The sequence below is a fragment of the Acinetobacter sp. HA genome, from assembly GCF_000264725.1.
In the GTDB taxonomy this organism is placed as follows: Bacteria; Pseudomonadota; Gammaproteobacteria; order Pseudomonadales; family Moraxellaceae; genus Acinetobacter; species Acinetobacter schindleri.
Map to the genome: position 1 here is coordinate 87,044 of NZ_AJXD01000098.1, position 23,253 is coordinate 110,296.

General features: G+C 42.9%; 18 protein-coding genes and 3 pseudogenes. 15 read left to right on the forward strand and 6 right to left on the reverse strand.

Features of this window, described 5'->3' with window-relative positions; translation table 11 throughout:
* Positions 1-82: 82 nt before the first annotated feature.
* Positions 83-2,257 (reverse strand): YccS family putative transporter, encoded by a 2,175-nt coding sequence (gene yccS / locus HADU_RS14560; RefSeq protein ID WP_008307527.1) that lies wholly within the window; start codon positions 2,255-2,257, stop codon positions 83-85.
* 150 nt (positions 2,258-2,407) lie between these two features.
* Between yccS and HADU_RS14565 the strand changes: the two genes are divergently transcribed.
* Positions 2,408-3,616 (forward strand): multidrug effflux MFS transporter, encoded by a 1,209-nt coding sequence (locus tag HADU_RS14565; RefSeq protein ID WP_034593096.1) that lies wholly within the window; start codon positions 2,408-2,410, stop codon positions 3,614-3,616.
* 48 nt (positions 3,617-3,664) lie between these two features.
* Here the strand turns inward: HADU_RS14565 and HADU_RS14570 are convergent, their stop codons facing one another.
* Complete coding sequence (locus HADU_RS14570) at positions 3,665-4,372, reverse strand: nitroreductase (RefSeq protein WP_005223003.1); 708 nt, start codon at positions 4,370-4,372, stop codon at positions 3,665-3,667.
* An 889-nt stretch (positions 4,373-5,261) separates the two neighbouring features.
* On the opposite strand from HADU_RS14570, the gene gltS reads away from it, so the two are divergent.
* Complete coding sequence (gene gltS, locus HADU_RS14575; protein ID WP_005223001.1) at positions 5,262-6,500, forward strand: sodium/glutamate symporter; 1,239 nt, start codon at positions 5,262-5,264, stop codon at positions 6,498-6,500.
* A gap of 55 nt (positions 6,501-6,555) precedes the next feature.
* The gene (locus tag HADU_RS14580) at positions 6,556-8,031 is read left to right on the forward strand and encodes an alanine/glycine:cation symporter family protein (protein ID WP_005222998.1); all 1,476 of its coding nucleotides are present in this window, start codon (positions 6,556-6,558) and stop codon (positions 8,029-8,031) included.
* Positions 8,032-8,082: 51 nt separating this feature from the next.
* On the opposite strand, the gene chrA is transcribed toward HADU_RS14580, so the two are convergent.
* Positions 8,083-9,291, reverse strand: coding sequence for a chromate efflux transporter (gene chrA, locus HADU_RS14585; protein WP_008307532.1), 1,209 nt, complete (start codon positions 9,289-9,291; stop codon positions 8,083-8,085).
* A gap of 122 nt (positions 9,292-9,413) precedes the next feature.
* On the opposite strand from chrA, the gene HADU_RS14590 reads away from it, so the two are divergent.
* The 7 genes from HADU_RS14590 to HADU_RS14615 all read left to right on the forward strand — a co-directional run bounded on the left by HADU_RS14590 (position 9,414) and on the right by HADU_RS14615 (position 15,317).
* Positions 9,414-10,409, forward strand: a complete 996-nt coding sequence (locus HADU_RS14590; RefSeq protein ID WP_008307534.1) for a patatin-like phospholipase family protein — start codon at positions 9,414-9,416, stop codon at positions 10,407-10,409.
* A gap of 343 nt (positions 10,410-10,752) precedes the next feature.
* The gene (locus tag HADU_RS15710; protein ID WP_004814805.1) at positions 10,753-10,929 is read left to right on the forward strand and encodes a hypothetical protein; all 177 of its coding nucleotides are present in this window, start codon (positions 10,753-10,755) and stop codon (positions 10,927-10,929) included.
* 296 nt (positions 10,930-11,225) lie between these two features.
* Complete coding sequence (locus tag HADU_RS14595) at positions 11,226-11,747, forward strand: acyl-CoA thioesterase (protein WP_004814807.1); 522 nt, start codon at positions 11,226-11,228, stop codon at positions 11,745-11,747.
* Positions 11,748-11,880: 133 nt separating this feature from the next.
* Positions 11,881-12,444 carry a TetR/AcrR family transcriptional regulator gene (locus HADU_RS14600; protein WP_008307536.1) on the forward strand — a complete coding sequence of 188 codons (564 nt, stop codon included), beginning with the start codon at positions 11,881-11,883 and terminating at the stop codon, positions 12,442-12,444.
* 31 nt (positions 12,445-12,475) lie between these two features.
* Positions 12,476-13,663 (forward strand): MFS transporter, encoded by a 1,188-nt coding sequence (locus HADU_RS14605; RefSeq protein ID WP_034593102.1) that lies wholly within the window; start codon positions 12,476-12,478, stop codon positions 13,661-13,663.
* A 13-nt stretch (positions 13,664-13,676) separates the two neighbouring features.
* A complete protein-coding gene (locus HADU_RS14610) occupies positions 13,677-14,570 on the forward strand; it encodes a LysR substrate-binding domain-containing protein (protein WP_008307540.1) in 894 nt (297 codons plus the stop codon).
* A 129-nt stretch (positions 14,571-14,699) separates the two neighbouring features.
* Positions 14,700-15,317, forward strand: a complete 618-nt coding sequence (locus HADU_RS14615; RefSeq protein ID WP_008307541.1) for a glutathione S-transferase family protein — start codon at positions 14,700-14,702, stop codon at positions 15,315-15,317.
* 73 nt (positions 15,318-15,390) lie between these two features.
* Here the strand turns inward: HADU_RS14615 and HADU_RS14620 are convergent.
* Positions 15,391-16,995 (reverse strand): annotated as a pseudogene (locus tag HADU_RS14620) (bifunctional 3-(3-hydroxy-phenyl)propionate/3-hydroxycinnamic acid hydroxylase).
* Positions 16,996-17,361: 366 nt separating this feature from the next.
* A complete protein-coding gene (locus HADU_RS14625; RefSeq protein ID WP_008307546.1) occupies positions 17,362-17,598 on the reverse strand; it encodes a hypothetical protein in 237 nt (78 codons plus the stop codon).
* 398 nt (positions 17,599-17,996) lie between these two features.
* Here HADU_RS14625 and HADU_RS14630 point away from each other — a divergent pair, with 398 nt between their 5' ends.
* From HADU_RS14630 to HADU_RS14650, 5 genes and pseudogenes are all read left to right on the forward strand, one after another.
* Positions 17,997-19,019: a CobW family GTP-binding protein gene (locus HADU_RS14630; protein WP_034593104.1), complete on the forward strand. Its 1,023-nt coding sequence runs from the start codon at positions 17,997-17,999 to the stop codon at positions 19,017-19,019.
* A gap of 81 nt (positions 19,020-19,100) precedes the next feature.
* On the forward strand, positions 19,101-19,631 hold the full coding sequence (locus HADU_RS14635) for a YaeQ family protein (RefSeq protein ID WP_004814824.1): 531 nt from the start codon (positions 19,101-19,103) through the stop codon (positions 19,629-19,631).
* Positions 19,632-19,718: 87 nt separating this feature from the next.
* A pseudogene (locus HADU_RS14640) lies at positions 19,719-20,343 on the forward strand (MgtC/SapB family protein).
* A gap of 79 nt (positions 20,344-20,422) precedes the next feature.
* On the forward strand, positions 20,423-20,761 hold the full coding sequence (locus HADU_RS14645; RefSeq protein ID WP_004891857.1) for an FKBP-type peptidyl-prolyl cis-trans isomerase: 339 nt from the start codon (positions 20,423-20,425) through the stop codon (positions 20,759-20,761).
* Positions 20,762-20,934: 173 nt separating this feature from the next.
* Positions 20,935-22,781: pseudogene (locus HADU_RS14650) on the forward strand (diguanylate cyclase domain-containing protein).
* Here HADU_RS14650 and HADU_RS14655 read toward each other — a convergent pair.
* On the reverse strand, positions 22,782-23,249 hold the full coding sequence (locus tag HADU_RS14655) for a GNAT family N-acetyltransferase (RefSeq protein ID WP_008307555.1): 468 nt from the start codon (positions 23,247-23,249) through the stop codon (positions 22,782-22,784). It abuts the pseudogene before it with no gap.
* Positions 23,250-23,253: the final 4 nt, after the last annotated feature.

Consider the following 23,253-nt stretch of genomic DNA (forward strand, 5'->3'; position numbering starts at 1 on the left):
GAAATTTACAAATTTAAAACTGCAAAAAGTTTAGCATTATTTGTACCAATTCAGTGAGTATATTGTTCCAAAATCAGTCAAATTATAATGAGGCTAATTCGGTTGCCTGCTCATCACGTTCATGGCTTAAACCTTGCTTTAACTGACTGAGTTGATTCAAGATACTGAACATTAAGGACAGTTGCTGCAAAATGATCAGGGATTTCTGGTCTTCATCCTGCTGGTGTGACAGGCGTTGACGAATATTGTGGATCATATTCTGTGCACTAAGATCGGGCACTTCATCGGCCAGTAATGCTCCACGAATGTCTTCAAGCGCTTGATCTAGCAGGCTTAAAATTTCCTGATCTTCGATTTTCTCACGATGTGCACCTAGCGCAGCAATATAGCTGATCAGGGTATGATTCAGACAAAGAAATTCGAAAGCCTGGCTCTTTTGCAAAGGATCAAAATCGGGCTCAGTCGCCAAGGTCGAAATCAGGGAAGCAACTTCAGCATCGGTATTATGTGCAGCGCGACGCACGATCCGGTAACGCAGACCATTGTTACGCCCAGTTTTATACTGTTCAATCACTTCGCTAAGATAATCGACCTCAGCATTTAAAGAACGTTTGATTGAACGCGGTAGACGGCGGAATTTCCAGTCAGGGAAGATAAAGCTCACCCCGAACCAGGCAATCGCACAGCCAATGAGGGTATCAATCATCCGTGGCAATGCTGCGGAAAAGCCCATACCATCCAGGTTAAAGTTGATCAAAGCCAGAATGGTGATGAAGGCTGTAGCTTGCGCATACTGCTTACTGCGTAATTCAAAGAACAGCACGCCACTCAGGATCAGAAGCAGTAATTGACCTTCGATTGAAGGGACAAAATATAGAACGGCAAAGCCCAAGCTAATCCCAATCAATGTGCCGACTATCCGCAGACGTAAGCGGCGCTTGGTGGCGTTAAAGTTGGGCTGACTCACGAACAGGGCAGTCAGCAGAATCCAGTATCCATATTCGATATTGGTCAGCTGTACAAAGATATAAGAAATCAGCAGTACAATCGACAAACGCACCGCATGACGGAACAGCACGGATTCCGGGGTCAGATGCTGTTTGATCCGGATCCGGATATCTTCCCAGCCTTTTAAGTCGTCATCTTTGAGCTGGTTTTCAATATGTTTGGCACGCTCGAACTTAATATTGCGTTCGGTTTCCAGATTACGTAACTGGGCATCAATCGACTTTAAGTTCTGATACAGAGAAAACAGTGCATTGATCCAGACTTCATCATACTGCTGTTCCTGACGTAACTTATCCAGTGAATAGCGCAGATTCTTAAAGGCATGCTTAAACCGCGAATTATGCTGGTAGGTTTTACGCTGAAGGATACTTTCGCTCAGGTCCTTACAGGCTTTGCCCTGAATCGACAAAATGCGCTGAAAGCGGAACAGAATATCGCTATGCTCAAAAATCTTTGCCAGTTTCTGATAATCAATATGGGCTGAGTCCGCCCGCTCATGAATGTCTTGGGCAATAAAATAATATTGCAGGCTGCGACGGGTGTCTTTCTGTCCTCGATCTCCCTTGAGTCGGGTCAGTAAAGCAGCTTTCATATCATTAAAAATCGCAATTAATTTGCCATTTTCAAGTGAAAGTTCAATCATGCTTTGCTGATAACTATTCGACGTCATATCGACATCAAATAGATTCGATTTGGCATAAAGAAAGTTACCGAGCGACGAATAGCACTTGGCCAAATTGTCTTGTGCCAGACGGGCAGGGAACAGCAGGAAACTAATTGTAGATAACAGGCCATACCACATGGCACCGATAACCAGCAGGCCTGCCTGGGTGTACCAGTTATCAAATAATTCTACCCCGAGCATGGAATAGACCGAGATCACCAGACAGCCATATGAAATCGTAGCATAACGCCGTCCCAGCGAGCCGAGCAGAATTAAGCCAATACAGGACACGATGAGTGCCAAGGCGAACAGGATCGGGTACGGAAATAATAGATAAACGGCAGAGGCTGTAATAAAGAAGCCAATATAAGTATAGAGGAGATTCAGAATCCGGACCGAGAAGCGGTCGTCAATATCGCTTAAACCTGCTGCCACCACACCCAAGGTCAGTGGAATGGTCATTAACTGCTGACCCATCAGATAAGGCACAAAGGCAGTTCCTGCAAAGGCAATGATCATCCGCAGATTATACATAAAGGTCGTATTGCCGGTGGTTTGCTTGAAACGAGTGAGCCAGGATTTCAAGATTCGTCCTTCTATACCACTGTCTTTAGATAAAGACTTAATAAGTGTGTGAAAATTTAGCAATAAAAATAAGTAAATTTGCTTCACAAATCATACTATGCTCTGTGTAAACTTGTCTGCACAGCGCTCATTTAAATTCTAAATATTATTATGTCGACAACAACGACCAATAAAAACTATGCCATGTCCTGGATCATATTACTGGCATCCCTCACTGCACTTGGCCCGCTTTCTATTGATATGTATCTGTCGGCATTGCCACAAATGGCTGATGATTTTGGTGTCACTACCCAGCAGGTGGCAAACAGTTTGCCCGCCTATTTTCTGGGGCTAGCGATCGGGCAGCTGGTCTATGGTCCGGTCAGTGACCGTATCGGACGTAAACCGCCATTGTACTTTGGTTTAGCCTTATATGTAGTGGCAAGTCTGCTCTGTGTATTTGCCCAGAATGAATGGAGTCTAATTGCCGCACGGGTGCTGCAAGCCCTGGGTGGATGTGTTGGTGTGGTAATTGCCCGCGCTGCGATCCGTGATCGCTTGGATATGCACTCAGCAGCTCAGGCTTTTGCCAGCATGATGATTGTCAGTACGATTGCTCCAATTCTAGCGCCGAGTATCGGAGCCTGGGTATTGCTGGTATTTGAATGGAATATGATTTTTGTATTACTGATGCTGTTTGGTCTGGTAATTCTGGCGTGTGTACATTTTTTCTTTAAAGAAACCCTGGAGCCAGAACGCCGTTTACAACTAAATTTTACCCAGGTCATGAGCCTGTATCAGGCAATTTTTCAGGATGAAAGTTTCAGAAAGCCGATGTTTGCTGGTTGTTTTTCCAGTGCAGTCCTGTTCTGTTATATCACCTCATCTTCAGCGATTTTGATGGATCATTTTCATTTAAGCGAGCAGCAGTTTGCCTATGTCTTTGGTGGCAATGCAGTCGGGATTATGCTGTTTTCCACCCTGAATAAAAAGCTGGCGCATCGGTTTGGTATTTTAAGTCGTTTAAGAATCGGAACGACCTTACAACTTGGTGGCGTAATTGCTTTGTTGGTGCTGGGAATAATTGAGACTGAATCTTTAATTCTGGTCATTGTTGCCATGTTTATGGTGGTGGCATCTATTGGTTTTACCGGACCAAATGCCATGGCGATTGCGATGTCTGAGCAGGGGGCACGTGCTGGAACTGCCAGTGCCATTATGGGCAGCATGCAGTTTGCCTGTGGTCTGCTTGGCGGGATTCTGCTGAACTTTATGTGGTGGAATGCTTTATTTAATATGGCGCTGGTAATGGCGATCTTTGTTGGGATTGCGGCAGTGACCATTTACCGTCTGCAGCTGCCGTCGCCTAAAGGGGATTAAACATAGGGACGGCATAACTGCTCAAGATAAGCTTACAAGTTCAGACAATTAGTCATTTAAAAAGACAGCGAAGTCCTCAACTGGCACACGTGGCGTAATGAAAGTATTTACAATATCCTCTGGATCTGCATAGCCGAGAGCCATACCGCAAACCAATTCTTCATCTTCAGGAGCACCCACCACGTCTAGCACAATAGGATGAAAATAGTTCCAAGCTGCCTGTGGGCAAGTATCTAATCCACGTGCTTTAGCTGCCAGCATCACATTCTGGATCATCATGGAAATATCCATTTTCGAGCCAATGCCTAATGATTTGTGTACAGTAAAAAATAAACCTACTGGGGCATCAAACAGCTGGAAATTACGCAACTGCTGGCGTGCCATTTTCTCTTTTTCGCCTTTCTGAATATTCAGCAAGCCATACAGTCCCCAGCCATTTTCACGGCGACGGTCAATAAAAGGTGAAAGCCATTGTTCAGGATAATAAGAGAAAGTTTCTTTATATTGCTCAGCCAGTTTTGGATTCTGATAAATTTCCATTTGTGCCTGACATACTTTCTCGACCAGTTCATCGCGTTTTTTACCTGTAAGTACATAGACTTTCCAGGGCTGGGTATTGGTACCGGAAGGTGCGCGGCTGGCAACCGTTAAAATATCTTTCAAGGTATTTTGATCTACAGGCGTATTCAGAAAAGCACGAACTGAATGACGGGAAGTGATGGTTTGATCCACAGCATTGACGATTGTTTGATCCATATGAATTGTTACTTCCTTGATGATAAGTTCTGACTATAAACTAAACAAATGATAATAGCTGATGCGATGAAGTAAGTTCATCCATAAGCAAAGGCTAAACTAAAAATATTGGTTTTTAGGAATTGATCAATACTTCATATCTCTAAAACATGCAGCTGCACCTCTTATTCTCGGCTAAATCCAATATTAGCTATTTATAAATTAATTTTTTCTTAAATATCCTATGATTAAGATAAATAAAACTTTCATAAAAATGCTGTATAAGCAATATAGACTACAATAATCCTAATAAAATAGATCGAAGCTTCAATGAATCTCCATTAAATATGCGGTATTTATAATGAATTGTTAAAACTTTAAAATAAGGAAAGATAGATCAAAAAATTATCTATTTATGAATTATTTTTATGAAAAGTCAAAATATTGTTAATAAAAAACAATAATACAGTGCATTAAGACACCGCATAATGTCCGACTTTTCATCTGAAGGTTCATTCTAAACATTCTGAATAGATCGTAAATATAAAAACTGTGGTTATCGCGGTATTTCTGTAGCGTATCTGTGGGTTTGGAATGAATTTAAAAATATTGTGCTTCGAGATCCTGCAGGATGATGAAGCTTTTATCTCATCTTCCGATGCAGAACCGACTGTTTAACAGCCTCAAGATTTCGCACATTGTATTTTTAAGATGGTCTTAGGGTTATATGCAATCTGCCAGATTGCATTAACGAATTTGAATCAGGTGCTGAATTGTTTTGTTTTTCTAAAAGAGATTACTGTCCGTGTTGACTGATATAGGGTAGGGAGGTGGACATCATCCACTAAACTTAGGTCAAAAGATTACTTTTAGAACAACAAAAATTCAGAATCATCTTGGGCAAATAATTATGGATTTTACTTTTAACGCATTTTATACCTTGATTGCTGCAGTGATTGTCTTATTGCTCGGTCGTTTCCTGGTCAATAAAATCGATTTTTTAAAGCGCTATAACATTCCAGAACCTGTTGCAGGTGGTCTGGTTGCAGCGATTATCTCCCTGATCATCCATAGCTTGTGGGGTTACAGTATTACCACAAGTGCAGAATTGCAGACCAGTTTTATGCTGATCTTCTTCGCATCGATTGGTTTGAGTGCAAACTTTGCCAAGCTGCGTGAAGGTGGTATTGGTCTGGTGATCTTCCTGATCGCAGTTTCAGTGTTTATCATAGTACAGAACACTGTCGGTATGACATTGGCTAGCCTGTTGGGTATTGATCCACTGATTGGTCTGATTGCAGGTTCAATTACACTCACTGGCGGTCACGGTACGGCAGGTGCATGGGGCGAGATTCTGGAAACGCAACATGGTATCCAGGGTGCCCTGGTGATTGGTATGGCCAGTGCGACTTTCGGTCTGATCATTGGCGGTATCATCGGTGGCCCTTTGGCGAAAATGCTGATTAACCGCCATGAATTAGCCACGCCTCGTACTGCGGCTCAGGTTGAAAAACGTGATAATACTCCGCTAGATGTGAATTCAACTGAATACATTCCATTTGAATATCCACACCGCGTACGCCTGATTACCGCAGATAATGCAATTACTACACTGGGTCTGTTTGCAGGCTGTCTGGCATTTGCAGAATTTATGACCGGTTTCAGTAAAGGTACTGCATTTGAACTGCCAACCTTCGTTTGGGCGCTGGCTGGTGGTGTAATCCTGCGTAACGTGCTTGAAGGTGTGTTTAAGGTTAAGGTCTTTGATCGCGCGATTGATGTATTTGGTAATGCTTCATTATCACTTTATCTGGCAATGGCATTGTTATCTCTGAAATTATGGCAATTAGCCGACCTTGCGGGCCCACTGATGGTGATCCTCGGTGCACAGACTATTACCATGGCACTGTACGCAGCATTCATAACCTTTCGTGTCATGGGCAAAAACTATGATGCGGCTGTCCTGGCAGCAGGTCACTGTGGTTTCGGTATGGGGGCAACACCGACGGCAGTTGCAAACATGCAGGCCATTACCAATATGTACGGTGCATCACATAAGGCCTTCCTGATTGTACCGCTCTGTGGTGCGTTCTTCGTAGACTTGATCAATGCCACTGTGATTCAGGTAATTCTGAAATTCTTTGTATAAGGATAGATATGCAGAGTCATAACAATAAATCTAAGACGGATAGAAAGGATTGAATATGAATGAACAGCTCAATGAAACCCTGCTGGGTTGGGTCAATGCCCTAAATGGTCCACTTTGGGATTTTCTGGTCGTCTTCCTAGTGGCAGTGGGTATTCTGTATACCATCATGACTGGGGCCGTACAGATTCGTCTGTTCTGGCACAGTATGAAAGTCATGAAACGCAGCCGGAATGAAACCAAGGATGAGCATGGGATTACGCCATTCCAGGCCTTTGTAACGGGTTTGGCTAGCCGTGTAGGTGTGGGTAATGTTGCTGGTGTTGCGATTGCCATTGCCATTGGTGGTCCAGGTGCCGTGTTCTGGATGTGGTTTACCGCTTTTCTGGGGATGAGTTCGGCATTTGTTGAATCTTCATTGGCACAGCTGTTCAAGATTCGTGATACCCAGAACAAGCAGTTCCGTGGTGGACCAGCGTATTACATTACGCAAGGTTTGAAACAGAAATGGCTGGGTATCCTCTTTGCTATCGCGCTGATTTTGACGTACGGCTTTGTCTTTAATGCGGTGCAGGCCAATGCGATTATTGGTGCAACTTCACATGCCTGGGGCTGGGATCAGGCGAATCTGAACTTGCCATTGGGTGGTTTTGACCTTGAAGTTTCATGGTTAGGTCTATTTCTGGTCTTGATCACTGCGGTGATCATTTTCGGTGGCATCAAGCGGATTGCAAAAGTTGCTGAAAGCTTTGTGCCATTTATGGCGCTTCTCTATCTGATTGTGGCGCTTTATATTGCTGTGATCAATTACGATATGCTGCCATCTATCTTCCAGCTGATCTTCACTAAAGCGTTTGAGTTTGAAGCTGCTGCAGGTGGTTTCTTCGGTGCCATGGTTTCTATGGCGATGATGATGGGTATCAAGCGTGGCCTGTTTTCTAATGAAGCAGGGATGGGTTCTGCGCCGAATGCTGCTGCTGCGTCGGATGTAAAACATCCGGTGAATCAGGGCCTAGTACAAATGCTGGGTGTATTTGTAGATACCTTTGTGGTGTGTTCATGTACCGCGATCATTATTCTGGTGTCTGGACTGTATGAAAATGCCGGATTTGAAGGCGTAACCCTGACCCAGATGGCACTAGAAAGCCAGATCGGTGCCTGGGGGGATGACTTCCTGGCATTGATTCTATTCCTGTTTGCATACTCTTCCATTATCGGGAACTATGCCTATGCAGAAGGGAATGTGCAGTTCATCAATAACAATCCAGGTGTGATGATGATCTTCCGTATTCTGGTACTGTTCATGGTGTATTTCGGTTCGATTGCCAGCGTACCACTGATCTGGAACATGGCAGATCTGTTCATGGGCGTGATGGCAAGTATTAACCTGATTGCGATTCTGTTATTGATGCCATTTATCCTGATGCTTCTGAAAGACTATACTGGTCAGTTAAAGCGTGGGGTGAAAGAGCCAGTGTTTAAACTGGATCAACATCCGAAGTTTAAAGACAAGGTCAAATCCGATATCTGGTAAAACCCTATTGAAAAAGCCCTGAATCATTCGGGGCTTTTTTATTAATCCAGTTTATAAAAAACTGAGATAGCTATAATAGACTGCGAAGCCTGTAATCAGGCTGAACCAGAGTGGAAGTTTTGACCGCAGCAGGTAAATCATCACGATTACAAATACCACATCTTCCCAGTCTTTCAGATAACTTTGTCCAAGTTGCAGGACCAGATAAAGTAACAGTCCGACCACTGCTGCATTAATCCCTGCCACTGCATGACGGATCACAGCTTGCTGCATCAGCCAGGACCAGTAAGGTAAGCTTGCAAAAATCAGCAAGAATGAGGGCAGGAAGATAGCAATAGTCGCCAGTAGGGCATTGAGCCAGAGCTGATCCGTCCAGTCCAATAAAGCACCAAGATAACTAGCAAAACTGAACAGCGGACCAGGCATCAACTGGGCAAAAGCATAACCTAGGTCAAAAGCCTGTGCACTGACCAGCTGGGTGCTGACAAAGTCCTGATGAAGCAGGGGCAAAATGACATGTCCACCACCAAAGACCAAAGAACCTGTTCGATAGAAATCGGCAAAGAAACCGAGTTCAGACCAGTGCAGGTACTGAACCAGAAAGGGGATACTTATGAAGGGCAGTAAAAAGGCGATAAACCAGTAAATTGCATGATTTTTCTGAATATAGGGGGTGTCTAGAGTGGTATTTTTCACTGGTGTCGATTGTAACAGTGCTTGACTTTGAAACTTGCTCATCGCAATACTGATCAAGCCAGCCAGTAGAATCACCAGGATCTGGTTAAAGCTGAGTGGGACGACAGCCAGAAAGATTGTGGCAGCGATCATTAGACTATATTGCCACCAGGATTTACAGAAGCTACGCAACATTTGCCAGAATGCCCAGCTGACCACTGCAAACACAATAAGCTGGATCACATGAAAGCTATGTGAGTTTAAAATATGAAAGTAGCGCTGTCCGAGCAGGGCAACCAAAGTCATTAACAGTGCAGATGGCAAAGTAAAACCTAGCCAGGCCATTAAGGCACCGCTATAACCTCGTTGCATATAGCCGATGCCGATGCCGACCTGACTGCTACTGGGTCCTGGCAGGAGTTGGGCTAATGCCACCAGTTGTTGATATTGGGCATCATTCAACCAGTTCAATTGACCGACCATCTTATGGTGAAAAAATACCAGATGTGCAGCAGGTCCGCCAAATGCGGTACATCCAAGCTTGAAGAAAGTCAGAAAAATCTGATAAAGGGTAGGTGACTGCATGGTAATACAGGTTTAAATAGCTATAAGTTATTCAAACTGTATGACAAATTTACGAAATTCAACAGTTAATTTAACATGGTGTTTATACACTATGCAGCTATTAAAATGAGGATAAGTGCTGTATGCGGAACTATGGGTTGAGCTTCATCATGCTGGGGCTGTTTTTAAACGGCTGTCAGAGCGTGCCTGATCGAGTGATGGCAGTGAAGGCAGGTATTCAATCCAAGCAAATGCAGTACAGCACAGCACAAGCACGTCCGAATCAAATCGATTTTCTGAAGATTAAAACGACCGAGCAGCGTCCTGTGGTTGCGCTGGTTTTAGGCAGTGGTGGTGCTCGTGGTTATGCGCATATTGGCGCGATTGAGGTACTGGAGCAGGCAGGCATTCAGCCGGACATGATTGTGGGAACCAGTGCTGGCAGTATTGTTGGTTCTATTTATGCCAGTGGCAAACCTGCGATTGAGCTGCGCAATATTGCGCTAAGCATGAAAGCCAATGATGTTCGTGATTTCAGAATCGATCTAAAAGGCTTCTTTGATGGCAAAAAAGTCGAAGAATATGTCAATTTGCAGGTAGATAATGTTCCTTTACAGGACCTGAAGATTCCCATGTTTGTGGTGGCGACAGACCTGAAAGAAGGCAAAAAAGTCGTATTTAATTATGGCAATACCGGTCAGGCGGTACGTGCATCGGTCGCGATTCCAAGTATGTTCATTCCCACCATGATTGAAGAAAAGGAATATGTGGATGGCGGTCTGGTTAGTCCGGTACCCGTAGATGTTGCTCGTGAACTGGGTGCAGATATTGTCATCGCCATCGATATTCTGGCGCAGCCAATTCATACCGAAACGACCAATGTCTGGGGCTTGTTCAATCAGAATATCAACATTATGCAGAAGCGGCTTGCCTTTGAAGAATTAAAACATGCGGATGTAGTGATCCAGCCAGACTTGCGTGAGAAAGGACATATTTTTGATGTGCGTGGCAGAACTATGACTATGGAAGCGGGTATTGAAGCGGCACGGGGGAAATTGCTTGAAATTGAACAGGTATATCAGAAACATGATTATGCAAAAGGACATCAGATTCCACAATTACTGGCCCGTGAAAAATAATCTCTAAAGCAGCTATTCAATTAAAACCCTTATTTGTAATAAATGAGGGTTTTTTAATTCGTATATTCAAAAAAATAATAAGAATTACTTATAAGAAAATATCAATCTATAGAAAATATGAGCTAAGTGTTATTAAGTATATATTAATAAAAATAATCAGCTTTAAAAATATAAGCCGCTGAAATTTAAATAAATTACTAGAATTAATATATTATTAAAGTATATATTTTTAGAATTTTATATGGTTATTTATATACTTAAGTTTATCAATTGTTTAAAAATTCAATCAGTCATGTCAGAATGCAATTGATGAAAACAGATAAGATCAGATCTAGGGTGATATATGAATAATCTTGAAGTCGGGCAGCAGGTCAAACTGGCTCAGTTTGAGCAATACATCTTTAAAGTAACTGCTACACATCAGGATGGCACTTATACTGTAGAAACACAGCTCGACGGTCAGCAAGTATTGAGTTATCAAAATGTCGCTCAGGAAATGTTAAGACTCAGTGCTGACTAAAGGATGAATAGAAGAATTTATCTATGAGAAGTTATGAAAACAGTCTGGATAAATTCTTAATTCCATCTATATACAGATTATTCATCATGAAAATAATAAATGAATAATGATTTTCTGAAATACAGGTTCGATGGAATATCATTCAAGCGGCTTCTATTATATTTATTTCTGTATGAAATCATTTTTCATATAAATAATAATGATGGATTTTTTGCCGAATAGAACATTTAATTAGTAGTAAAAACGATATAATAATGTGCTTATATCATTGTCATTCAAAGAGTTCAAAGAAAGCGATGGCCCCATTAGATCAAATTGCACCAGCTTCAGACGATCAGTCAGAATTAACAATGACTGTTCTTATGACGCCAGACATGGCGAATTTTTCAGGAAATGTCCACGGTGGTACCATTCTGAAATTGCTGGATCAGGTTGCTTATGCCTGTGCGAGCCGCTATTCAGGCAGTTATGTGGTTACGCTGTCCGTGGATAAAGTGAATTTTAAAGAACCTATTCACGTGGGTGAACTGGTGACTTTCCTGGCGAGTGTGAACCATGTGGGTCGTACTTCGATGGAAATCGGGATCCGTGTAGAGGCGCAGAATATCCAGAAACGTACTGTGCGTCATACCAACAGCTGCTACTTTACTATGGTGGCAGTCGATGAAAATGGTAAACCGCAACATATTCCACCACTGAATCTGGATAATGACTGGAAACGTTGCCGTTTTGAAGCAGCTGAACAGCGTAAGATTGCTAGACTGCAAGAAAATCATCATCCTTCTTGCAGTATTTATAAGAAAACAGCCCACAGCTAATTTCTATAAAGTGAAAAAAGACCTCAAATTAGAGGTCTTTTTTTGGCCTGTGCTTTTCATACGGACTGGTCATAACCCTATAAATCATCTATTATGAAACGATACGTATCGTTTCGTTTTTTTAATGGATTATATGACACTAGAAGAAAAAGGCTCACGTCGCCAGAAATGTATTTTGCAGGCGGTGGCGGAAGCATTGACTGAATATGAATATCATCAGCTCACCATTGAAGATGTCGCTGCACGGGCGGGGGTGGGTAAGTCCACCATTTATCGCTGGTGGAAACATAAGTCTGAACTGGTTCTGGATACCTTCAGAGCACATACCGCGTCTATTTTTGATCTGGATTTTTCCAGGTCCTTGGAAGATAACCTGGTACAGCAATTAATACGGTTATCTCAGGCACTAGATCATCCGGTAGGACGGGCATTACTGGTGGTGATGGCTAATCATCGTGAACTTGCAGGGGAATTTTTCACCCAGTATCTGCTACCGCGTCGAGAACAAATGCGCGGCTTGATCCAGCAAGCGATTGAGCGTGGAGAAATCTGTGCGGACTATAATTTTGAATTGATGCTGGACTGTTTGTACGGGCCGATTCACTACCAGATTATCTTTTTTAACAAAATGCCGGATGAAAACTATATCCGCGCGCTGGTTGCACTGATACTCCAGCCTGCAAGACCTCAGGCCTGATTTTAGAATTTTCTGTATATAGTTGGTTTTTATGTCTAGCACGACAGCTCCCTTATGGAATCGCTCATTTATTTTGTGCGTACTGAATAATTTATTTCTGTTTACCTATTATTTTGCCCTGATCGCGATTTTGCCAATCTACATCACCACAGATCTGGGTGGAACGGTGAAAGAAGCGGGCTTGGCGCTGACCTTATTTTTGGTGTCTTCTATTGCCATTCGCCCTTTTTCAGGCTTGATTATTGAGAAATTGGGTAAGAAACTGGCGATGCGTGGGGCAGGACTCTTATTTGCGCTGTTTGCCTTTAGTTATCTGCTGATTGATAGCATGAGTTCACTACTGATCGTGCGTTTTCTGCATGGCATCTGGTTCAGTATTTTGACTACGGTGACCGTACCGGTAGCCAATGACTTTATTCCGGATCAGCGTAAAGGGGAAGGGATGGGTTATTTCGTCATGTCGACCAATCTGGGCGTAGTATTTGGTCCGCTGATTGCCTTGACTACGATTCAGTTCACCAGCTTTCAGATGCTGTTTGGCATTCTCGCCGTCCTGATCAGTTTGGGTTTGATTTTTAGTTTAATCTTGAATATTCGAGAGCTGCCTCAAGCGAAACTAAAAACCGCAGAAAAATCGCGATTAAGCTTGCAGGATATTATTGAAACTAAAGTCCTGGCTGTGAGCTTTGTAGCACTACTTACTGCATTTGCTTATTCTAGTATTACCAGCTTTATTACGGTCTTTGCAGAGACCAAGCAGCTGCTAGCCTATGTCAGCCTGTTCTTTATTGTCTTCGCGTTGTCCATGTTGCTGGTACGTCCTTGGGTCGGTAAGTTTTATGACAGTAAAGGTCCAGACGCCGTGATCTACCCATCATTGATCTTTTTTGCCTTAGGTCTGGTGCTGGTCACTTTAGTCAATAATCAATGGATGTTGTGGCTCTCCGCTGTTTTCATTGGGATTGGCTATGGTTCACTTTTCCCATGCCTGCAAACTCTGGCGATTCAGGCGGTGGAGAAACAGCGTATGGGACATGCCATCTCAACCTTCTTTACCTTGTTTGATCTTGGTTTGGCAGTCGGGTCTGTAATGATGGGTATTTTTATAGCGCATTGGGGGTATCAAACCACATATATGTTATGTGCGATGATCGTGATATTGACTCTGCTGGTCTATCGATACACCATATCCAAAAAACGAAAAAAAGTAGCGATATAACAGGAATAAGAACATGGAACTTAGACATTTACGTTATTTTTGTATGGTTGCACGCGAACTCAACTTTACTCGTGCTGCGGAAAAGCTAAATACAGTGCAGCCTTCTCTTAGCCAGCAGATCAAAGATCTGGAACAGGAAGTTGGGGTCAAGCTATTAGAGCGTTCTAACCGTAAAGTTGAGCTGACCGAAGCAGGAGAGGTATTTCTCAAAGAAGCTTTGCAGAGTCTGGAACATGCTGAACGGGCGATCCAATTGGCTCGCCAAGTCGCAGAAGTGGAAAAAGAGCATCTGGATATTGGCTTTGTACCTGTGGCAGAAATGAAAATTTTCCCTTACATCATGCCGAATATCCGTGCGCATTTTCCGGATTTAAAAGCCCAGTTCCATAGCCTGACCGATGCTGAACAGTTTTCATGGCTTCGCCAGGGGACAATTGATATCGCTTTTACCCGCTATCCAGACCCTTCAGCAGAATTTGAATCGATCAAGATTTTTGATGAACCGTTAACCTTGATCGTACCGCGCGACTCTGATGTAAGAGATATACCTGCCTTAAGTATCAAGAATTTTGCAGGACGTAACTTCGTGATCAGTGATGAACAGGCTTCACCTCAGCTGTTTAATATCATCCATGAATTTCTGAAGAAGTCCGGTATTAAGGTCAATGTGGTACAGCATTCCACCAATATTTTGCTGAATGTGAATCTGGTCGGTATGGGAGTAGGCTGGAGTTTAGTACCGGCTTATGTCATTCCGTTATTAGGTGAAAATATTATGGTGAAAAAGACCATCGAGCCGCTCCCGATGATTGGTTTGTATGCGACTTATCGCAAGGATCAGAAACATGAAGTGATTAACCTGATCCTGAAAGTGTTAAAAGAAAAATTCTGCCTGGATTTATCTTAATTTAGGGAGAGGGATCGGCTAGGGAAACCGACACAGATGAGGATGAAATGATTGGTAGCATATCCTCACTCATTACGCTCTAAAATAACGCTATAGTCAGGGAATAAAATAAACCATAGGTCCACGATTATGATGACCTTATATAATAATCCGCAGTCTCGCGGCCTGACTTTGTTGCCCTTGCTGAAAGAGCTGGAAATTGAAAATCAGCTTGAGCAGATTGAAATTGCTTATACTGAGATGCACCAGCCAGCTTATGAGCAGATTAATCCCATGGGCAAGGTTCCATGTCTGGTGGATAACGATATTGTCATTTCAGAAATGGCAGCAATTTATGTCTATCTGGCAGATAAATATCGGGAGAAAGGTCTGGCACCTGCACTAGATGACCCTAAACGCGGGGCTTATCTGAAATGGATGTTCTTCTGCCATGGTCCTTTGACTGAATATATTGATATCAAAAACCTCAAGGTACTTCAGACAGAGATCGAAAAGAATCGTAGAAGCCTGAGCTTTGGTCACGAAGATTCTGTGTTTAGTTTACTTAAGCACGAAATACAGAAAGCAAATCCATATTTACTTGGTGAAAAATGTTCGGCTGCAGATTTATATGTGGCTTATTGTTTAATCTTTGCTATTTCCTCCGAAATATTACCACCTTTTGATGAGTTCAAGCCTTTTCTACAGCAGATGGCGTACCGTGATTCACTCAAAGATATTCCATGGTTTCAGCGATACCGTACTTAGCTGAAACCTTATTTATTGTCATCCATACATAAAAAACCACGCCGTAGCGTGGTTTTTTAAGTCAGGTCAATTATTATTTAACATGAAGCTTGTTGAACAGCGCCTTGCTTGTGCTTTCCATAGATTGAGGAATGGCAAGAGCTGCTACGAAGCGGTCTGGACGCAGGATGACGATAGAATCTTTGGTCTTGCCAAACCATGTATGGATATCAGTGCCGATATCACCAATGGTAATAACATCTTCATATTGCTTGCGCTGTTGATTAGACAGCTGGACCGCAGGAATGACCTGAATGAACTTCACACCAAGTTTTTTCCATTGCTGCATTGATTCCTTGTTTAAGCCCTATTTCGGATCTACACCCCAGGCAATGATAGCAAAATCATTACCAATGACTTCATCCAGTAATACTGTTTCACCAGATTCCAGTTTGACCTGTGGCTGAATGAACATTTTGCCAACTGGAGAATCTTTCTGAGCATTCGCCAGTAACGCACCATCATGATATTTCGGCATTGGTTTAAAGCGCATTTCCAGCAGGTACTGTTTGATTGGCTTAATATAGTTCAATGCATAGGCAATACCGTCACGCACAAAACCTTGCCATTTTTTCGGTGGCGCAAGCACGTGCCCTGCCATGACTGAAAGATCGATCATCGCTTTGGCATGGTCCTTACGTTCTACCTGATAAGAGTCCAGCAAGTCTGGACCTGCTTTGCCTTGTACCACTAGTGCTACTTTCCAAGCCAGGTTAAAGGCATCACGCATACCGCTGTTATAGCCTTGACCTTGCCATACAGGCATGATGTGCGCAGCATCACCGGCAAGCAGAATACGGTCGGCACGGAATTTGTCCGCAATACGCGCATTATGGGTATAAACACGCTGACGGATCACTTCAATACCATCAGTATTTGGCAGGACTTTAGACAAGAGTTGGGCAATATTTTCTGGCTTGCTCAATTCTTCCTGCGTTTCACCTGGCATGACCATGAATTCGAAACGACGGATACCGTGAGGCAGGGCAGCAGATACATAAGGGCGCACCGGGTCACAGCACAGGTAAATATGCGGGGTTGCCAATGGGTCATTGTCGATATCGATCACAATCCACTGGTTTGGTGCAGTTTCACCCTCAAATGGAATATTTAAAGTACGACGCACATAAGAGTTACCGCCATCGCATGCGATCAGGTATTGCGCACGTACAACTTCTGAGCCGCCATCTTTAGTCTGGACATTTAGTGTCACGCTGTCAGCATCCTGGCTGAAATGAGTCAGGTGACGAGAGAACAGTACTTCAGTTCTCTTATACTTTTTTAGACCTTGCAGCAGAACATTGTCTACCTGTGGCTGAATAAATGCATTACGGCGAGAGAAGCCAAACTCACGTGTCAGTGGTTGAATATCCGCAAAACAGCGACCTTTTGGAGTCAGGAAACGCATCGCATGGTTGGGTGTAGTATGTGGAAGGACCTGATCCACCAGACCTAATGATTGAATCGTACGCAATGATTCATCATCAATGCCAATTGCACGAGGGTAATCAATCAGGCTGTCCAGCTGTTCAACTACAGTGACCTGTACACCCTGTTTACTCAGGTAGTTGGCAATCGTCAGACCTACCGGACCTGCACCCAAAATGGCTACTTCAGTTGTGTAATTTGCATTGCTCATCGCAAGGTTCCTTAAATCCGTCCAGAATGAAGTTGATTAAGGGCTAAATCCAAAGTCTAAACAAGCTATGCCATAGTCGGTGCTACATAGTTATAATGCATGGTTAAAAAACAATTTTAATATTTATATTATTGATAAATATTAAAATTAATTAATATATCTCATAGTCGGGAGTGATTTAATAATCATCATTTATTATGATGGAAAGTAAAAATAGCTTAGAAAAATGGCTGAATGCAGAGGTCTGCAATCAGCCATTTAAAGTTCCTGTAGAGTATGGACTATAAATCCACTGGAGAGTTACCCAACAGGAGCTATGAGTACCCGAATGAACGGCTACTCATTATCGGTAAAAGCAAAATTGCCTTATTGAGCAGATGATGCTTTTGGTGTTTTAGTTGCAGGTTCTGCAGCTGCTTCTGAAGCTGGTTGTTCTGCAGTCGCCGGAGCAGTTGCAGCTTGAGTTTCAGGAAGCTCCTGAGTGCTCACGACCACTTTTTCTTCTTCAGTTGTTGCTTTGCTATCTGTGGTTTTAGTTGCTGCGAAGCTAGTTGCCGCTGCTGCGCTGAGTGTAGTTGCAAGTAGAATTTGAGCATAGTTCATGTTTGGCATCCTTATAGGTTTTATTCACAAGTCATTTATTGCGTTGACCATCACATCAACACAACAGGGACTTATGCTAGGGGCTGAAAATTCGTACCGCAATTGATTTAACAGAAGCTATAGAACAATGTGTACGTCCGGTATACAAAATTCAGGGTTATGTTTTATTTTTGTTAAATTTAACCCCAAAAAATCAATTAAAATGTTTTAAAACATTTCATATTTGGTTAAATTTTAAGCTTGTGTCAGTGGTTGTCTACGCTGAAAATTGGTAAAAACTGACAGAATTGAAGTTTTGAAGAACTTACTAGTTAAGTCAGTAAATTAACTCCCTGTAAGCCAAATGGCATTGTTATAATGTATCAATTTCTTCATTTTCATTGCTATGTGAGCTCGCCTTGAAACTCCTTTCTCCTTCATCTGCAGTGCCCGTGCATATTATTTCCGGTTTTTTAGGGGCAGGAAAAACCACACTACTGAAGCATTTGCTCAGTCAAAAGCCGGAAAATGAAGTCTGGGCAGTATTGATGAATGAGTTTGGTCAGATTGGCGTGGATCAAGCCTTATTACCACAAGATGAAGGCTACGCAGTCAAAGAACTATTGGGTGGCTGTTTATGCTGTAGCAGTCAGTTGCCAATGCAGGTGGCATTGTCCCGATTATTATCTGAATCCAAGCCAGATCGACTGTTTATTGAGCCGACCGGGTTGGGGCATCCAGCGCAGTTATTGGAACAGCTCACAGAACCGCACTGGCAGACTCATCTGAAGATGCAGGCATTAATGACTGTCGTCGATGGTTCGCGTTTGCATGATCAGGCCTGGACGACCCAGAACCTGTATGCCGATCAGCTCAAGGCTGCACATATTGTCATTGTGTCGCATACCGATTTAATGACTGCAGAAGATCAGGAAAGTTTGAAACAGCTACAGCAGGAGTACCAGGCTTATAACCAGGTCTGGTTATTTAGTGCAAATGGCCAGATTGATATTGAACAGCTCAAGCAGGACTATATCGGTTCTGTTCGTCAGATTCAGCCCTTGTTAAAACAGCAGCGTTCCCTTGGTGCAGATGAGGTTGCAGTGAAAATCCAGCAGCTACCTTATCATTATGTGGAATCCGCACAAGGTTATGCAGTGGCTGGCTGGAAGTTGCCAAAACGCTGGCAGTTTGATTTTTATGATCTGCTTGATTTGCTCTGTGAACAGCAGGACTGGCTACGTATCAAAGGGATTTTTAATACCAATCAGGGCTGGAAAAGCTTTAACTTTAATCCGGAGCAGTTTAACTATCAGTCAGCAGAAGAGGGTATTGATAACCGGGTCGAGATTATTTACCAGACTGAACGTGACTGGCTGAATTTTGAAACTGCGCTGATGCAATGCCGGATTGATGCGGAAGCAGGACATTCTGCTAGCTAAATTTTCTGGCATGGCGATAAATCTGTTCAGCAAAATCGATATAAATCTTATATGCTAGGCGCCAAATTTGAGGATTGTGTTATGGCGCTTAAAGCAACGATTTACAAGGCTGACCTGAATATTGCCGATATGGATAACCATCGTTATGAAGACTATCAGTTAACGATGGCATTGCATCCTTCGGAAACCATTGAACGTCTAATGGTGCGTGTTTTGGCTTATGCACGTTTTGCTGGTGAAGCGCTTGAATTTACTAAAGACCTGTTTGAAACTGATGAACCTGCTCTCTGGGAGAAAGACCTGACCGGTCAATTGATACAGTGGATCGAAGTCGGCTTGCCCGATGAAGATAAGGTCAAAAAGGCAAGTGCCCGTTGCAAGAAAGTTGCAGTCGTGGCTTATGGTACTTCTGTCGATGAATGGTACAAGCGCAGTTCTAAACTGAAGACCCTATCCAATGTGGAAGTTTGGAAGCTGTCTCCGGCCAGTACCGAAGCGGTACAACAACTGTGTGAACGCACTATGCAGTTGCAGCTAAACATCATGGATAGTGAATGGACTTTGATTGGCGATCAGGCACAGGCTGTAATTGAGTGGGAACAGTTACAATAACAACTCACAAGGATGCAAGTTTCGACTTGTATCCTCGCCCCAATATTTCGTATATCTGGAGAGAATAATAAGTTCCAGGGACGAAGCATGTATCATGAACTTTATGATTTGCTGTTAGCAGTCGTGATTGGTGCAGTTATTGGGGCAGAACGGGAATATCACAGTAAGTCTGCCGGACTGCGCACCATGATCATGGTCAGTCTGAGTTCCTGTCTATTTACTATTATTTCCTTAAAAATCGGCGTCGCCAACCCCGACCGTCTGGCAGCCAATGTCTTAACTGGCCTGGGTTTTCTGGGAGCCGGCGTGATTTTAAAAGATGATAACCGGATTTCTGGTATTACCACTGCAACCACAATCTGGATGACAGCTGCACTGGGCATGGCAGTTGGGGCTGGCTATGAACTGTTAAGTGTCTGGGCAACGGTGATCGTGCTGATCGTACTGGTTCTACTGGTCTACGTGCAACGTGGGATTGAGCATCTGAATCAAGAACGTAACTACGAAATTGTCTGTCCTTTTTGAGCAGCATGAGCCGGATCATTATGAAAAACTGTTTAAACAATACAAATTAAAAGTCATTCATTCCAGCCAGCAAAAAATCGACCGGCGGATCACAGGCCGCTGGATCCTGATGGGTTCGGCTAAAAATCACCAGAAATTAACCCAGTATTTATTACAGGATAAGAAGATTCAGGAACTCAGCTTTTGATCCATTGCAGTTAAAGTCTGAGGAATTTGGCTCAATCGTGTTTATACTAGGGCTATTTGCAAAATGAAGGATATTGGCGATGACCAAAGAACTAGAAATTATTGACCTGGTGGTGGGTGAAGGTAAAGAAGCGGTAAAAGGTGCACTGATTACAACGCATTACACTGGCTGGCTGGAAGATGGAACCAAGTTTGATTCATCGCTGGATCGTGGCAACTATTTTGAGACGGTCATCGGCACTGGCCGTGTGATTAAAGGCTGGGATCAAGGCATTATGGGCATGAAAGTGGGGGGCAAACGTAAGCTGATCGTACCTGCTCATCTGGCTTATGGTGAACGTAAAATGGGGAACATTATCCCGGCGAATTCCAACCTGATTTTTGAAATCGAACTGTATGACGTTAAAACACGTGACTGATATTATGTGACTTTCTGAACAGTACAATATGTCAGGAATTCAGCAGCAGGATAGCTCGTCGGTTATCCTGCTTTTTTATATGAAAAATCATTGGCAATATCCAACATTCCACGTACATTAGAATTAATAACAGTAGTTACAGGATGGTCTTTTTGCTCAGATTTAGGGGGATTATGCTGATATTGGCATCGTGGTTGATGCTGATATTTTTGATGGGGACTACACGGATCGTGTGGGCTCAATATGATGCTGCTCCAGAATCTTATTTCCTAGCTCATCAGAATGAGGTCACCGAACTAAAATTTGATGAAGATAGTACCACCTTGTTGCAAGGCAAATGGCAGTTCTATCCACGTCAGTTCATTGAGCAACCAGATCCTGAACTCGAATCACAAGTAGTTGAACTTCCAGCTTCATTCAAGAGTCTCACCGGAACCAATGCCACTTATGGCACTTTTATTAGCCATTTTAAAATTCCCAAAAAATTTATCGGACAACGTTTAGCGATTCAGATTCCGAGTCAGTATGGTGCTTATAGCATTTATTTAAATGGGGATATCTTACTGCGTCTTGGTAAAATCAGTAAAACCCCGACCGGGCAGGTAACTGAAAAGGCACCTAAGATCGCATCTTTTGTGCCACAGAATGAATATTTCACCTTAAGTATTCAGGTTTCCAACTATACTAATTTACATGGCGGACTAGAAAAGCCTCTGAAAATTGGCCCCTCTGCGACCATTAACCGACAGTTTATGCTGCAAATGATGAGTATCGCCGCGGTCTGTGGCGCAGTGCTGGGTGTAGGACTATTTACCATTTTATTTTCCCTGTTTCGCGGATCTGTGGAGCGAAACAGCCGCAGTGTATTTATTTTTGGCTTATTTATTATTTTTTTGGCACTGCATAATCTGTTTTCTGCCCCGCATCCATATGCCATTGTGAGTAAAATCAGTTGGTTATGGGGCGCTCGTCTAGAATATCTGTTTACTTTTCTGGCAATCTTATTCTTCCTGAGCTACATGTACCTGTTTAAGCCGCGTTATATCCGACGTTCAATTTATTACGTAGGTGCGGGATTACTGATTTTTAATATCGCAGTAACATTGTTCAGCACACCAGAAGTTTTTGAGCGTCTGGCTTTGTATAGTGTTATCTATGGTCTGGTGATACTGGGTAATTTTATTTACGGGTTTTATGTGACACTTTCTCAAGGAGATGAATATTCGTCCACTAACCTGTTTGCCATCATCTTTCTGTGTGTGACTTTTCTTAATGATTATCTGGTATTGCTGAATGTAATTGAGAGCGTACATCTGTCATTTATTTCGACCAGTCTGTATGCCTTAATCATTATGTTTCAACAATCTCGTAATTATGCCCATCAAACCTACTATACCGAGCGACTGAATAATAAATTAATGGTCTTGAACAGTTCACTGGATCAGAAAGTGCGAGAAAGAACAGCACAGCTACATGAACTGAATACTAAACTGCAATATCAGATTAATGTCGATGCCTTGACTGGCGCCTATAACCGGCGTGCCTTAAATGAAGAAATCCAGCGCCTGTTTAATCAGACCATTCAACATCCTGAACAGACCTTGTCCTTTGCCATGATCGATGTGGACTACTTTAAAAATATAATGATTACTATGGTCACTTAAAAGGTGATGAAGTATTGCAACGGCTGGTTCAGGTGATTCAGCAGGTTTTGCCTAAACAGGGATATTTAGCGCGTTACGGAGGGGAAGAATTCGCAATTCTGTTACATGATATGCCGATTGCGGAAGCCCGGGAAATTCTTGAAATTGTCCTGCTTGCAGTGCGGGCAGAGCAGTTAGCGCATGATAACCGCGGGGATGATAAAGATTATGTCACTGTGAGTATAGGGGTTGCCTATATGGATGCTCATCATCCTTATGCAGATATTCATACACTAATGAAAACAGCAGACCTGCATCTGTATGAAGCCAAACTTGCAGGTAGAGACCAAATCAAAAGCAAGGCTGTTGCAGCCTGATCAGAACTGAGGATAGGTGCTGGAAGATAAAGCTTTGAACAGGTGCAACGCAGGTTCATCCTGCATGTGGGGAGAAGTATTCTGAAAACCAAGTTTAGTATAGTAGGGCAATGCAGTTCGTGTGGTTTCAATTTCGAGACGGTCAATTTTTTTAGGCGTCATAAAATCCAGCATGTAATAAAATAACTGTGTTCCATATCCCATACGCTGCATACCGCTACTTACATAATGCATGCGGATTTCTCCCCGATCACTCACCATCAGAAAACCGACCACTCTGTCATGTACAGTATACACCCAGCAATCGTTATATAGCATTTCCACAATCAGGGTGGAATGGGTAAATGCTTCAAGCCAGGTTTGTATACGGGTTTCCTCACGTTGATGATCCATGACACAGGAGCGAATACTGTCATGAACAACATGTACAATTTGAGGAATATCCTGAACCTTTCCTTCACGAATCATAAGG

Bases quoted from the DNA above. Each gene is read 5' to 3' on its own strand.
- chrA (WP_008307532.1), bottom strand. From the start codon at position 9,291: ATGCAGTCACCTACCCTTTATCAGATTTTTCTGACTTTCTTCAAGCTT.
- HADU_RS14655 (WP_008307555.1), bottom strand. From the start codon at position 23,249: ATGATTCGTGAAGGAAAGGTTCAGGATATTCCTCAAATTGTACATGTT.
- HADU_RS14615 (WP_008307541.1), top strand. From the start codon at position 14,700: ATGATGACCTTATATAATAATCCGCAGTCTCGCGGCCTGACTTTGTTG.
- HADU_RS15710 (WP_004814805.1), top strand. From the start codon at position 10,753: ATGAATAATCTTGAAGTCGGGCAGCAGGTCAAACTGGCTCAGTTTGAG.
- HADU_RS14595 (WP_004814807.1), top strand. From the start codon at position 11,226: ATGGCCCCATTAGATCAAATTGCACCAGCTTCAGACGATCAGTCAGAA.
- HADU_RS14580 (WP_005222998.1), top strand. From the start codon at position 6,556: ATGAATGAACAGCTCAATGAAACCCTGCTGGGTTGGGTCAATGCCCTA.
- HADU_RS14625 (WP_008307546.1), bottom strand. From the start codon at position 17,598: ATGAACTATGCTCAAATTCTACTTGCAACTACACTCAGCGCAGCAGCG.
- HADU_RS14610 (WP_008307540.1), top strand. From the start codon at position 13,677: ATGGAACTTAGACATTTACGTTATTTTTGTATGGTTGCACGCGAACTC.
- HADU_RS14645 (WP_004891857.1), top strand. From the start codon at position 20,423: ATGACCAAAGAACTAGAAATTATTGACCTGGTGGTGGGTGAAGGTAAA.
- HADU_RS14635 (WP_004814824.1), top strand. From the start codon at position 19,101: ATGGCGCTTAAAGCAACGATTTACAAGGCTGACCTGAATATTGCCGAT.
- HADU_RS14565 (WP_034593096.1), top strand. From the start codon at position 2,408: ATGTCGACAACAACGACCAATAAAAACTATGCCATGTCCTGGATCATA.
- HADU_RS14590 (WP_008307534.1), top strand. From the start codon at position 9,414: ATGCGGAACTATGGGTTGAGCTTCATCATGCTGGGGCTGTTTTTAAAC.
- gltS (WP_005223001.1), top strand. From the start codon at position 5,262: ATGGATTTTACTTTTAACGCATTTTATACCTTGATTGCTGCAGTGATT.
- HADU_RS14605 (WP_034593102.1), top strand. From the start codon at position 12,476: ATGTCTAGCACGACAGCTCCCTTATGGAATCGCTCATTTATTTTGTGC.
- HADU_RS14600 (WP_008307536.1), top strand. From the start codon at position 11,881: ATGACACTAGAAGAAAAAGGCTCACGTCGCCAGAAATGTATTTTGCAG.
- HADU_RS14570 (WP_005223003.1), bottom strand. From the start codon at position 4,372: ATGGATCAAACAATCGTCAATGCTGTGGATCAAACCATCACTTCCCGT.